Here is a 12,550-nt window from a genome sequence, read left to right on the forward strand (position 1 = left end):
ACAGATGGACATGGATGGTGCGAAAATCAAGTTTTCCGGCTCTCCCCATCGTGCGGACAGCGCGCGGCAAGGTTCTGACGTTTTTTTGTACGTGCCGTGATCGTTGGACGAAAGAATGCCGCAAATCTGGGGTTGAAGCTCTGGTGGCAAGAGGGTTTAAGCTCCGGCCAATCCTGGTCGGCTCCGCGTCGCCGACCGCGGCATGAAGCCGCAAACGGACAAGATTAACGAAGTTCTAAGCAATCGCTTGGACTCTAGACGAAACGGGCGCCGCGCGATTGCGGCGCGCCGAACTTCTAACAACCGAAACAGACCGATGTTTGTGCTTCGCCAACGCTCCGATACCAAATCCGCCCGCCCGCGCCTTTCCCTGCTCGCGCGCCTCGCAGCCGCTACGGTTGCCGGTGGCCTGCTTGCCGGCTGCATGGCCATGGATGTCGCCTCGCTTGCGGAAGCGCCCAAGCTTTCCAACAAGGTGAAGGCGGAAATGTCGAAGAAGAAGATGCGGCCGGAAAGCCCGGTCCTCGTGCGCATCTTCAAGCAGGAGAGCGAGCTGGAGGTCTGGAAGGTCGATGCCAGCGGCAAATATGCCCTGTTCAAGACCTATCCGATGTGCCGCTGGTCCGGAAAGCTCGGCCCCAAGACGAAGAGCGGCGACCGCCAGGCGCCCGAAGGCTTCTACCATGTCTCCGCCGGCATGCTGAACCCGAACTCGCAATATTACGTATCGTTCAATCTCGGCTATCCGAACCGTCTCGAATCGGCGCTCGGCTATACCGGCGAGGCGCTGATGGTGCATGGCGCCTGCTCCTCGTCCGGCTGCTATGCCATGACGGACCAGGGCGTCGGCGAGATCTACGCCATCGTGCAGAAGGCGCTCGAAGGCGGCCAGCAGCGTTTCCAGGTGCAGGCCTTCCCCTTCCGCATGACGATGGAAAACATGGCCAAGCATCGCGGCGACCCGAATATGCCGTTCTGGCGCACGCTCAAGGAAGGCTACGACGCCTTCGCCTTTACGCGCCAGCAGCCGAAGGTTTCGGTGTGCGGCGGACGCTATGTCTTCAACCGCGAATTCGTGAACGGCGAGCCGAGCGATCCGCTCGCCCAATGCCCGGCGACCGTCGACGGTGTACAAAATGATGTGATCGCCAAGATCGGCGCGGAACAAAAGAAGCTGGATGCGGCTTTCGCCGCTGCCACACCGGTTTCGAGCTTCGCCTATGTGGACGGCGGCATGCATCCTAGCTTCCGCTCGCTTTTGAAGCAGCAGGGCGCGAAGGGCATGGCATCACGCATCTCTCGCACCAAATATCCGGTGAGCAGGCCAGACGCCGCGCTTGCCGATCCCTATGACAAGTAAGGTGTGAGGGCGTTCGTTGACATTTGAAAGCGTAACCCGCCGGTCTTTCCTCCTGGGCAGTACCGGACTGGCGACGACGGTGCTCGCCGGCTGCACCACGGCCCGGGAACGGGTCGAGGTCAGGCCCAAGCCTGTCGTCGACAACAGCATCTATGCGGCCATGTACGGGCCCAAGGATGACGAGCAGTTCCCGCTGCCCGCCATTCCCTATCAGAAGATCGATCCGCGCTTCTACCGCCAGATGGTGCCGAACCCGACCGGCGAGCGCCCCGGCGTGATCGTCGTCGATACGGCGAACCACTTCCTGTACCTGACATATGAGAACGGTCAGGCCATGCGCTATGGCGTGGGCCTCGGCCGCGCCGGCTTCGAATGGGCGGGCCGCGGCGTCATCCAGTACAAGCGCGAATGGCCCCGCTGGACGCCGCCGGACGAGATGATCGCCCGCCAGCCCGAGCTGGAACCCTACAGTTCCCGTAACGGCGGCATGGAGCCGGGCCTCAAGAACCCGCTCGGCGCCCGTGCGCTCTACATCTTCCGCGACAAGCAGGATACGCTCTACCGCATCCACGGCTCGCCGGAATGGTGGACGATCGGCAAGTCCGTGTCGTCGGGCTGCGTGCGCATGATCAACCAGGACGTGGTCGACCTCTACAACCGCGTGCAGAGCGGCACGCCGATCGTCGTGCTCGGTGCCGCGGCACCCGCCATGGCGGCGGTCGATCAGCCGATGCCCGTCTATGACGAGGCCACGCCGGTCTACTGATCTACTGAGATTTGCCGAGGCAATAAAAAAAGGCGTGCCCGCAGCTGCCGGCACGCCCTTTTTCCGTCTGCGAAGCCGCTTTAGGTGCGCGGCTTCAGGTTTTCGGGGTCGTAGAGCGGCTTGTAGCCGATGCTGACCACCTCGACCGGGTAGATCTCGTCGAAATAGGAGATGTTGAGCTTGCGGCCTTCCTGGCAATAGGCATGCGGCAGGTAGGCCAGCGCGATGTTCTTGCCGATGGTCGGGCCGAAGGCGATCGACGTGGTGTAGGAGCGGCGGCCGAGTTCGTCGATGAGCACTTCACCGGTTTCCGGATCCATGACCGGCAGGTTGCCGAGCGGATAGCGCTTCACGCCATTCCTGTCCGTATTCTCCGTCATGACCAGCGTGCAGAGCATGGCGGGCTGGTGATCGCGCGCCTTGTATTCAAGATGCTTCGCCTTGCCGCGGAAGTCGGCTTCCTTGACCTTCGGGCGCGCCAGGTCGGCCTCGATAAGGTTGTACTGAGTGAGCAGATCGGCGTTCTGCAGGCGCAGGCTCTTTTCCATGCGGCGCGAGTTGGCATAGGTCTCGACACCGACGGCCATGGCGCCGGTGGAGCGCAGCGCATCCCACACGGCCAGACCGTCCTCGTATTTCATGTGCAGTTCCCAGCCCTGCTCGCCGACATAGGAGATGCGGAAGGCTGTGACCTGCTTGCCGGCGATCTCGATCGGCTTGATGGCCGCGAACGGGAAGTTCTCGATATCGAGGCCGGCCGGATCCGCGACGACCTTCTTGAGGTTTTCGCGGGCGTTCGGGCCCCAGATGCCGATGGTGATGTACTTTTCCGAGGTGTCGGTGATGGTGACATCAAGGCCGCGATCTTCGGCGACGCGCTTCATGTAGTGGAAGTCGCGCGGGCCGGCGTCGGCGCCGTTGACGAGGCGGCAGCGGTCGGCCATGCGGAAGACCGTGAAGTCGGCGCGCACCATGCCCTCATCGTCGAGGAAGTGGGTGTAGATACCCTTGCCGATGTTGCCGTCACCGCCGATCTTGGCGGCGCAGAGCCATTCGAGAAGCTCGACATGATCGGGACCCTCGATATCCACCATGTGGAAATGCGAGAGGTTGATGATGCCGCAATCCTCGCTGAGCGCCAGGTGCTCGGCATTGGAAACACGCCAGAAGTGGCGGCTGTCCCACTCGTTCTCGCGGACTGGAACGCGGTCGCCGTACTTTTCGAGGAGATGCTCGTTGGCCTTGTAGCCGTGCGCACGCTCCCAGCCGCCGAGTTCCATGAAGTAGCCGCCGAGCTCGACTTCGCGCTCGTAGAAGGGCGAGCGCTTGACGCCGCGTCCCGAGGCATAGGGTTCGCGGTTGTGCACGGCGGGGAAGTAGATTTTCTGCGCGGCTTCGAACGTGCGGCCCTCGATGAACTTTTCTTCCAGCTGGTGCGGGTAGAAGCGCGAATAGTCGATCGAGTTGTGGTCGATCTCGGTGCGCCCATCCGTCATCCAGTCGGCGATCAGCTTGCCGTAGCCGGGGCCGTCCTTGACCCAGATGGCGACGCAGTACCAGAGGCCGCGCACCTTCTGGCTTTCGCCGCAGGACGGGCCGCCGGCAGCCGAGACCTGGAGGAGGCCGTTGAAGGAATGGCTTTCATTGTAGCCGAGTTCGCCGAGGATCGGCGTCAGCTCCATTGCCTTTTCGAGCGGCTCGAGGATCTGCTCCATGTCGAGATCGCGCTGCGAGGGCGAGAGGCGGGCTTCGTTCTTCTCGAGAATGTCGCGCGGGTGGCACAGCCGCGGATTGGTCGTTTCGTAGTAGCCCCACTCGATCTGGCCGCCTTCGGTGGTCTTCGGGTCGCCGGTGTCGCGCATATAGGCCGAGTTGCCCTGGTCGCGCAGCAGCGGATAGCCGATTTCCTTGCCGGTGCCTTCGAACTCGTTGTACGGGCCGAAGAAGGTCAGCGGGTGGTCGACCGGCATGACGGGCAGGTCCTCGCCGACCATTTCAGCGATCAGGCGGCCCCAGATGCCGGCGCAGACGATGACATGGTCGGCCATGATGGTGCCGCGATGGGTGACGACGCCCTTGATGCGTCCGCCTTCAACGATCAGCGACTTTGCCGGCGTGTTGGCGAAGGCCTGGAGCATGCCGGTCTTTTCGGCCGCATCGACCAGCTTGCCGGCGACGGTCTGCGAACGCGGGATGACAAGGCCGGCATCCGGATCGAACAGGCCGCCCTGCACCTGGTCCTCCTCGATCAGCGGGAACTTTTCCTTGATCTCGGCGGGCGACACGTAGTGCGCGCGCGTGCCGAACGCCTTGGCGGAGGACAGCTTGCGCTTGATCTCCTCCATCCAGGTATCGTCGCCGGTGCGCGCGACCTCGAGGCCGCCGATGCGGGCGTAGTGGCCCATCTTCTCGAAGAAATCGATGGAATACTGCGTCGTCCAGACCGAGAGATAGTCATGGCTCGTCGTGTAGCAGAAGTCCGAGGCATGCGCCGTCGAACCGATGTCGGTTGGGATGCCCGACTTGTCGATGCCCACGATATCGTCCCATCCGCGCTCGATGAGATGGTGGGCGATCGACGCGCCCACGATGCCACCCAAACCGATGATGACGACCTTCGCCTTTTGCGGAAATTCTGCCATGTGCTGGACCCCGATGAGAAATTTGAGGCCGACTTTAGGGCCTCGTTCTGCGCCATTGCAGCCTGTCTGCGACGGCTCCGCGACCAGTTCCGACAGTCGCGGGAATGGCAGCACGACCCTAGCCGATCATGCCGCCGGCGCAACGCAATTCGTGACATCAGGCGCTGGTCAGGTTTTGCCCGGGTCTGCGCTTCTTTGGAAAGCCATGCCGATGACCGGCATGTCACACTTGCTATATATCGACAGGCTAAAGCGCCGGGGGGCGCAGCGACGAGGGAGGGGAGATATTGGTAGGCGATACGGCGGTCCGGGCGGATGCCCCGTCCAACGACCACGCGCACGGTGTCTCCATCGGCGAAGCGGTGGGCGTGTGGGCGCGGGTGGCGGCGCTGAGTTTCGGCGGCCCGGCCGGGCAGATCGCGGTCATGCATCGTATCATCGTGGAAGAGAAGCGCTGGATCGGCGAGAGCCGTTTCCTGCATGCGCTGAACTACTGCATGCTGCTGCCGGGCCCGGAAGCGCAACAGCTTGCCGTCTATATCGGCTGGCTGATGCACCGCACGCTGGGTGGGCTGATCGCCGGCCTGCTGTTCATCCTGCCCGGTTTTCTTGCCATTCTGGCGCTGAGCTATGTCTATGTCGTCTTCGGCGATGCGCGCGTGGTGGAGGGGCTGTTCTTCGGCCTCAAGGCGGCGGTGCTCGCCGTCGTCGTGCAGGCAGTTTTCCGCATCGGCAGCCGCGCCCTGGCCAATCCCGCGATGATCGCGATCGCCGGCGCGGCCTTCATCGCCATCTTTGCCTTCAAGGTGCCGTTTCCGCTCATCGTCGCTGCCGCGGCCCTCGTCGGCTATCTCGGATCCAAATCCGGGATGCGGCTTTTCCGCGTAAGCGCCGGCCATGCCGCCACCCGCGGCGCGGTGCTGCAGGACCGCGATTCGCTTTTGGGGGAGGCGACACCTGCCCATGCCCGGCCGGATTTGCGCTGGTCGCTGAAGATCTCGGGCGTGCTTCTCTGTCTCTGGCTCGGCCCCATCGCGCTGATCTGGTTCTTTGCGGGCGGGGACAGCGTTTTCACGCATATCGGCATCTTCTTCAGCAAGATGGCGGTCGTCACCTTCGGCGGCGCCTATGCCGCGCTTGCCTATGTCGCGCAGGAGGCGGTGCAGCACTATGGCTGGCTGCGGCCCGGTGAAATGCTGGATGGGCTCGGCATGGCGGAAACGACGCCGGGACCGCTCATCATGGTGCTGCAATTCGTCGGCTTCCTCGGCGCCTATCGTGATCCCGGCGGCCTGAACCCGATGGTGGCGGCGACGTCGGGGGCGATCCTCACGACCTGGGTGACCTTCACGCCGTGTTTTCTCTGGATTTTCCTGGGCGCCCCCTTCATCGAAAAGCTGCGCGGCAACGCGGCGTTATCGGGCGCGATGTCCGCCATCACCGCCGCCGTGGTCGGTGTCATCCTGAACCTGGCCGTCTGGCTTGCGGTGCATACCCTGTTCCGGACAGTGACTGTACTCTCGGCCGGGCCGCTGCATATCGAACTCCCGGTGCTTTCGACGCTGATCCTGCCGTCGGCCCTGATGGCCGCGGCGGCGGCCTTTGCCCTTTTCAAGCTGAAAAGCACCGTGCCGGTGACGCTGGGCCTGTCCGCACTCGCCGGAATCGGCTGGGTTCTGCTGACCGGCGGCAACTGACCTGTCCGAACCCATGCGTTTGCTGCATGGGTGACGTGCGGGCTTTGCGCTGTACCGCAGTGCAGCATTGCGGTACAACACAGTCATCGAAAGACGCGGCGCCACGGATCGGTGCCGAACAGAGAGCCTCAGGAAAGGGGATCATCATGAACATGGCACGTTCCTTCAGCAATTGGCGCAAATATCGTCAGACCGTCACCGAACTCGGCCGCATGACCGAGCGGGAACTCAACGATCTCGGTATCGCACGCTCGGATATCCGTCAGGTCGCCCGCAACGCCGTCGGCTTCTGACCGACTGGCCGCACGACGGCAGGAATTTGGAAACGCCCGCTCTTGAGCGGGCGTTTTTGCATTGCGAAGGACGCCGGCGAGGGCAGGGCCGGCAGGATGTCTTCAGGCATTCGCTACGCGCATAACGCATGGCTGCTTTGCAAAACGATGCCTATGAAATCATCAGGAATCGGATATAGTCATACCTATCGAAGCAACGTACCTCCTCCCACGAAGCTTCGATGTTTGCAGAAGGCCTACTCCTCCTCCCAAGGCCGACTGCGGGAATGGCGACACTCCTCCTCCCAGTCGCCATTCGGTTCTATCGGAAAGCCTGCCGCACCTCCTCCCGCGGCAGGCTTTTCCATTTCTGGACCCCGGCAACGCCGCGCCCTTCCTTCTCGCCACGCTTTTCCCGATGCTTCGTTTGCATGCCATCCGCATTGCATCGCGTTATCGGCATCATTGTGTTCTTGAAAATATAACGCTGGCAAAATGGCGGGCAGCGATATATTCACGAAGATATCACGCTGCCGGAAGGCGGAAATGGGAGAACAGGAATGAACCGTCGTCTGCTTCTGAAACTCGTCGTCGCCGCCTTCGCCGCGCTGCCGCTGGCCCTGCCGGCCGTTGCTGCCGAGAAGGTCACGGTCTTTGCAGCCGCCAGCCTCAAGAATGCGCTGGATGCGGCGAATGCCGCCTGGCAGGCCGAAACGGGCAATGAGACGGCCGTTTCCTACGCGGCAAGCTCGGCACTCGCCAAGCAGATCGAAGCAGCGGCTCCCGCCGATCTCTTCATCTCTGCCGATCTCGCCTGGATGGACTATGTGGCCGAGAAGAAGCTGATCAGGGACGACACCCGCTCCAACCTGCTCGGCAACCGCATCGTGCTCGTGGCGCCGAAGGATGCGGCCAAAGCGGTCGACATCAAGGAAGGTTTCGATCTGGCCGGCCTGGTGGGTGACGGAAAGCTCGCCATGGGTGCGGTCGACAGTGTTCCGGCCGGCAAATACGGCAAGGCGGCGCTGGAAAAGCTCGGCGTCTGGCCGGCCGTCGAAAGCAAGGTCGCAGGCGCCGAAAGCGTGCGCGCCGCGCTCGCGCTGGTATCACGCGGCGAGGCACCCTATGGCATCGTCTATGAAACGGATGCCGCCGCCGATCCGGGCGTTGCGATCGTCGGCACCTTCCCGGAAGACAGCCACCCGCCGATCATCTACCCCGTCGCCATCCTCGCGGAGTCCCGCAGCCCGGCGGCGGCCGCCTATCTCGACTTCCTGAAATCCGAAAAGGCCGCGCCGTTCTTTACCGGGCAGGGTTTTACCATCCTGAAATAGCGCGAGCCTCGCGATAGCCCTGCGATGTACGGTCGGGGCTGTTTCCATTTCATTTGCGATTGGCGATCGTATGACCTTGTGGCACCCCCATCGCACCGCCTCCGAAGATACCCACGAGCCGGGAGCGGCAACGTGGACTGGCTAGCGCTGAGCGCCGAGGAATGGACCGCGATCCGGCTGAGCCTTCGGGTTTCGTCGGTGGCGGTGCTCGTCAGCCTGCCGCTCGGCATTCTCGTCGCGCTGGCGCTGGCACGCGGCCGCTTCTGGGGCAAGTCGCTTCTGAATGGCATCGTGCACCTGCCGCTCATCCTGCCGCCGGTCGTGACCGGCTTCATCCTGCTCATCCTCTTCGGCCGGCGCGGGCCGGTCGGCTCCTTCCTCGATGACTGGTTCGGTATCGTCCTGTCCTTCCGCTGGACGGGCGCGGCGCTGGCCTGCGGTGTCATGGGCTTTCCGCTGATGGTGCGTTCCATCCGGCTCTCCATCGAGGCGGTCGACCGCAAGCTGGAGGAGGCCGCCGGCACGCTCGGGGCAAGTCCCCTCTGGGTTTTCCTCACCGTCACGCTGCCGCTCATCCTGCCCGGCGTACTCGCCGGTTTGATCCTCGCCTTCGCCAAGGCGATGGGCGAGTTCGGCGCCACCATCACCTTCGTCTCCAACATACCCGGCGAAACGCAGACGCTGTCGGCCGCCATCTACACCTTCACGCAGGTGCCGGGGGGCGATCAGGGCGCCATGCGCCTCACGCTGGTCGCCATCGCCATTTCCATGGCCGCGCTGCTCGCGTCGGAAATCCTCGCCCAGCGTATTGGCCGCAAGGTGCATCTCGAATGAGCCTCGTCGTCGATATCCGCCACCACCTCGGCGATTTTTCCTTGGAAGCCGCCTTTTCCTCCGATGGCGGCGTGACGGCATTGTTCGGCCGGTCCGGCTCGGGGAAGACCTCGCTCATCCGCATCATTGCCGGCCTGACGCGGCCCGCGGACGGCCGTGTCCGGCTCGATGATGACGTGCTAGTCGACACTGCGGCCCGTCGCTTCGTGCCGCCGCATCGTCGCCGTTTCGGCTATGTCTTCCAGGAGGCGCGCCTTTTTCCGCATCTGACGGTGCGCCGGAACCTTGATTACGGCCGCTGGTTCGCGCCGAAAGGTGCACGGGCGGAAAACCCTGGTCGCATCATCGATCTGCTCGGCATCGGGAGCCTGCTCGACCGCCAGCCCGCTCATCTCTCGGGTGGTGAAAAACAGCGCGTCGCCATCGGCCGCGCGCTCCTGTCGTCTCCGCGCCTTCTGCTGATGGACGAGCCGCTGGCCGCCCTCGATGACGAGCGCAAGGCGGAAATCCTGCCCTATCTGGAGCGTCTGCGGGACGAGGTGGGCATTCCCATCGTCTATGTCAGCCACTCCGTCGCCGAGGTTGCCCGCCTTGCCGACACGGTGGTGCTGATGGCCGCAGGACGCATCGAGGCCATCGGGCCGGCATCCGATGTGCTGGGCGGTCCGCGCCTTGCCTCCGCCATCGAGCGCCGCGAAGCCGGCAGCGTCCTGACCGGCCGCGTCGAGGCAAACGACGCGGCCCACGGTCTCGCCACCATCCGCCTCGAAGGCGGTGCCGCGCTGCTGGTGCCTTGCGCCAAGGTCTCGCCCGGCGAGACGGTGCGGCTGCGCATTCCCGCCCGCGATGTCATGGTGGCCACGGCCCGCCCGGAAGGCTTGAGCGCGCTGAACATCCTCGAAGGCACGCTGGAAGCGATCGAGCCGGACGGCGAGGGCATGGCAAGCCTGCGCATCGCCTGCGGCGGCGATCATGTCCGCGCCCGCATCACCGCGCTTTCGGTCGAGCGCCTCGGCCTTGCGCCGGGCCTGCCGGTCCACGCGGTGATCAAGACGGTCGCGCTGGAATAGGCCTCACTTCGCCAGGTGGGCGACGATCCAGCCGATGTCGTCGACAAGGGCGGCTTCCGCCTTCTGCTCCATGGCATGGTAATGTGCGACCAGCGCCTCGCCGAACGGTGTCAGCATGGCGCCGCCGCCCTGCTTTCCGCCGCGCTGCGATTCCACCACGGGTTCACGAAACAGGCGGTTCATCTCGTCCACCAGCAGCCACGCGCGCCGATAGGACATGTCCATCGCCCGGCCCCCGGCGGAAATCGAACCGGTCTCCCGGATATGCGTCAGAAGTTCGATCTTGCCGCGCCCGATGCGACCCTCCGGCTCGAACTGGAGGCGGAAGATGAGTTTGGGTGCGCGCTTGCCGGCTGCTGACATGAAAAGGGCCCGTGCTGATGACGGGCCCAGATATAACAGCGTTTTCCGCGCAGGAAAGCTTTAGGCCGCGCGCTTCAGCGCATCGCCGAGGATCGAGACGATATCCTCGAAATGCTTCTTCTCGGCGATCAGCGGCGGCGAAAACGCGATGATGTCGCCGGTCACGCGGATGAGCAGGCCCTTCTCGAAGCAATCCACGAAGACATCATAGGCGCGCGCGCCCGGCGCGCCCTCGCGCGCGGCAAGCTCGATGCCGGCGATAAGGCCGATCGTGCGGATGTCGATGATATGCGGCAGGCCCTTCAGCGAATGCATCGCCGCATGCCAGTCGTCCTGCAGCTCTGCGCCGCGGGTGAACAGGCCCTCGTCACGGTAGATGTCGAGGGTGGCGATACCCGCGGCGCAGGCGGCGGGATGGCCGGAATAGGTGTAGCCGTGGAAGAGTTCGATGGCGTTTTCCGGGCCGTGCATCAGCGCGTCGTGCACCTTGCGGCTGGAGAACACCGCGCCCATCGGGATCGCGCCGTTGGTGAGCCCCTTGGCCGTGGTCACGAGGTCGGGCGTCACGCCGAAATAGTCGGTGGCGAAGGCCGCGCCCAGACGGCCGAAGCCGGTGATGACCTCGTCGAAGATCAGCAGGATGCCGTGCTTGTCGCAGATCGCGCGCAGCTTTTCGAGATAGCCCTTCGGCGGGATCAGCACGCCGGTGGAACCGGCGACCGGCTCGACGATGCAGGCGGCGATGGTTTCCGCGCCATGCAGCGCAACCAGGCGCTCCAGGTCGTCGGCAAGCTCCGCGCCATACTCCGGCTGGCCTTTCACATAGGCATTCTTTGCGAGGTCATGCGTGTGGCGCAGATGGTCGGAACCGGCAAGCTGCGGAAAGACGCGGCGGTTGTTGACGATGCCGCCCACCGAAATGCCGCCGAAGCCGACGCCGTGATAACCCCGTTCGCGGCCGATGAGGCGCGTGCGCGTGCCCTGGCCGATGGCGCGCTGATAGGCGATGGCGATCTTCAGCGCCGTATCCACCGATTCCGAGCCGGAGCCCGTGTAGAACACGCGGTCGAGCTTGGCGCCATCAGGGCCGGGCGCGATTTCGGCCAGCCGCTCGGCGAAGTCGAAGGCGATGGGATGGCCCATCTGGAAGGAGGGCGCGAAATCCATCTGCGTCAGCTGTCGCTCAACGGCAGACGCGATCTGCCGGCGGCCATGGCCGGCATTGACGCACCACAGCCCGGCGGTGCCGTCCAGCACCTGCCGACCGTCGCTGCTGGTGTAGTACATGCCTTCGGCGGCGGCGAGCAGGCGCGGCGCGGCCTTGAACTGGCGGTTGGCGGTAAAGGGCATCCAGTAGCTGTCGAGCACCGGCGCATTGGGCTTGTTGTGCACGTTCATGGCGAAGTCCTCCAGAGGGCGGATCCGGCAAGGGCGCAACGGCGCATCACCGGAATTGCGAAATTCGAAAGGAAGAGCATGTCGGAAATGCTCTGCTTGGCGGGATTGTCGCCATGATTTGCAAGGCCGAACAAGTCCTTTTCTTCTTGACGCCAAGCGATTGAAAAGAAAGGATGGAGGACGAGAGAGTTTCGCTATTTCGAACATATAGAACAGGCGGAGGCCATGTCGGTCGATATCGGGGGCAGGCTGCGTTACCTGCGCATGGCCCACAACCTTTCCCAGCGCGAACTCGCCAAGCGCGCCGGTGTCACCAATTCCACCATTTCGCTGATCGAATCGAACGCGTCCAACCCGTCCGTCGGCGCCCTGAAACGCATTCTCGACGGCATCCCGATCGGCCTTGCGGAATTCTTCGCCTTCGAACCGGACCGGCCGAAGAAGGCCTTCTACCGCGCGGACGAGCTGACGGAGATCGGCAAGGGCGGCATTTCCTACCGGCAGCTGGGCGACAACCTCTTCGGCCGCAGCCTGCAGATCCTGAAGGAGTGTTACCAGCCTGGCGCCGATACGGGAAAAGTGCCGCTGGTGCACGATGGCGAGGAGGGGGGCATCGTGCTGTCGGGCCGCCTCGAAGTGACCGTGGATGACGAGCGGCGCATCCTGGGGCAGGGCGATGCCTATTACTTCGAAAGCCGGCGTCCGCATCGCTTCCGCTGCGTCGGCCCGGTGCCCTGCGAGGTCATCAGCGCCTGCACGCCGCCGACCTTCTGAACGACAAAAAGCCCGCCGGTGGCGGGCTTTCCGAAAACGG

At 64.0% G+C, this 12,550-nt stretch carries 11 protein-coding genes; 8 read left to right on the top strand and 3 right to left on the bottom strand.

Features of this window, described 5'->3' with window-relative positions:
- Window positions 1–316 precede the first annotated feature (316 nt).
- Together K6301_RS02105 and K6301_RS02110 are read left to right on the top strand one after the other, a co-directional pair.
- A complete protein-coding gene (locus K6301_RS02105) occupies window positions 317–1,360 on the top strand; it encodes a L,D-transpeptidase family protein (protein ID WP_425475364.1) in 1,044 nt (347 codons plus the stop codon).
- Between the two features lie 16 nt (window positions 1,361–1,376).
- Complete coding sequence (locus K6301_RS02110; RefSeq protein ID WP_247218954.1) at window positions 1,377–2,126, top strand: L,D-transpeptidase; 750 nt, start codon at window positions 1,377–1,379, stop codon at window positions 2,124–2,126.
- Window positions 2,127–2,206: 80 nt separating this feature from the next.
- On the opposite strand, the gene K6301_RS02115 is transcribed toward K6301_RS02110, so the two are convergent.
- A complete protein-coding gene (locus K6301_RS02115; RefSeq protein ID WP_247218956.1) occupies window positions 2,207–4,768 on the bottom strand; it encodes a GcvT family protein in 2,562 nt (853 codons plus the stop codon).
- Between the two features lie 287 nt (window positions 4,769–5,055).
- On the opposite strand from K6301_RS02115, the gene chrA reads away from it, so the two are divergent.
- The 5 genes from chrA (at window position 5,056) to modC (ending at window position 9,975) form a co-directional block, all read left to right on the top strand.
- Window positions 5,056–6,465, top strand: coding sequence for a chromate efflux transporter (gene chrA, locus K6301_RS02120; RefSeq protein WP_247218958.1), 1,410 nt, complete (start codon window positions 5,056–5,058; stop codon window positions 6,463–6,465).
- A 146-nt stretch (window positions 6,466–6,611) separates the two neighbouring features.
- Window positions 6,612–6,758: a DUF1127 domain-containing protein gene (locus K6301_RS02125; RefSeq protein WP_134649008.1), complete on the top strand. Its 147-nt coding sequence runs from the start codon at window positions 6,612–6,614 to the stop codon at window positions 6,756–6,758.
- Window positions 6,759–7,297: 539 nt separating this feature from the next.
- Window positions 7,298–8,071: a molybdate ABC transporter substrate-binding protein gene (gene modA / locus K6301_RS02130; protein ID WP_247218960.1), complete on the top strand. Its 774-nt coding sequence runs from the start codon at window positions 7,298–7,300 to the stop codon at window positions 8,069–8,071.
- Window positions 8,072–8,203: 132 nt separating this feature from the next.
- On the top strand, window positions 8,204–8,905 hold the full coding sequence (gene modB / locus K6301_RS02135) for a molybdate ABC transporter permease subunit (RefSeq protein ID WP_247218962.1): 702 nt from the start codon (window positions 8,204–8,206) through the stop codon (window positions 8,903–8,905).
- The gene (gene modC, locus K6301_RS02140; protein ID WP_247218964.1) at window positions 8,902–9,975 is read left to right on the top strand and encodes a molybdenum ABC transporter ATP-binding protein; all 1,074 of its coding nucleotides are present in this window, start codon (window positions 8,902–8,904) and stop codon (window positions 9,973–9,975) included. The genes modB and modC overlap by 4 nt, the downstream gene beginning before the upstream one ends.
- A 3-nt stretch (window positions 9,976–9,978) precedes the next feature.
- On the opposite strand, the gene K6301_RS02145 is transcribed toward modC, so the two are convergent.
- The gene (locus K6301_RS02145; protein WP_247218966.1) at window positions 9,979–10,338 is read right to left on the bottom strand and encodes a winged helix-turn-helix domain-containing protein; all 360 of its coding nucleotides are present in this window, start codon (window positions 10,336–10,338) and stop codon (window positions 9,979–9,981) included.
- A 60-nt stretch (window positions 10,339–10,398) separates the two neighbouring features.
- Window positions 10,399–11,736 (bottom strand): omega-aminotransferase AptA, encoded by a 1,338-nt coding sequence (gene aptA / locus K6301_RS02150; protein WP_247218968.1) that lies wholly within the window; start codon window positions 11,734–11,736, stop codon window positions 10,399–10,401.
- A 225-nt stretch (window positions 11,737–11,961) separates the two neighbouring features.
- Here aptA and K6301_RS02155 point away from each other — a divergent pair, with 225 nt between their 5' ends.
- On the top strand, window positions 11,962–12,510 hold the full coding sequence (locus K6301_RS02155; RefSeq protein ID WP_247218970.1) for a cupin domain-containing protein: 549 nt from the start codon (window positions 11,962–11,964) through the stop codon (window positions 12,508–12,510).
- Window positions 12,511–12,550 lie beyond the last annotated feature (40 nt).

The organism is Shinella oryzae (assembly GCF_023038235.1).
In the GTDB taxonomy this organism is placed as follows: Bacteria; Pseudomonadota; Alphaproteobacteria; order Rhizobiales; family Rhizobiaceae; genus Shinella; species Shinella sumterensis.

What these genes read in the sequence shown, in the direction of transcription:
- K6301_RS02105 (WP_425475364.1), top strand. Translation starts at nt 317, where the DNA reads ATGTTTGTGCTTCGCCAACGCTCCGATACCAAATCCGCCCGCCCGCGC.
- K6301_RS02115 (WP_247218956.1), bottom strand. Translation starts at nt 4,768, where the DNA reads ATGGCAGAATTTCCGCAAAAGGCGAAGGTCGTCATCATCGGTTTGGGT.
- K6301_RS02125 (WP_134649008.1), top strand. Translation starts at nt 6,612, where the DNA reads ATGAACATGGCACGTTCCTTCAGCAATTGGCGCAAATATCGTCAGACC.
- modA (WP_247218960.1), top strand. Translation starts at nt 7,298, where the DNA reads ATGAACCGTCGTCTGCTTCTGAAACTCGTCGTCGCCGCCTTCGCCGCG.
- modC (WP_247218964.1), top strand. Translation starts at nt 8,902, where the DNA reads ATGAGCCTCGTCGTCGATATCCGCCACCACCTCGGCGATTTTTCCTTG.
- K6301_RS02145 (WP_247218966.1), bottom strand. Translation starts at nt 10,338, where the DNA reads ATGTCAGCAGCCGGCAAGCGCGCACCCAAACTCATCTTCCGCCTCCAG.
- aptA (WP_247218968.1), bottom strand. Translation starts at nt 11,736, where the DNA reads ATGAACGTGCACAACAAGCCCAATGCGCCGGTGCTCGACAGCTACTGG.
- K6301_RS02155 (WP_247218970.1), top strand. Translation starts at nt 11,962, where the DNA reads ATGTCGGTCGATATCGGGGGCAGGCTGCGTTACCTGCGCATGGCCCAC.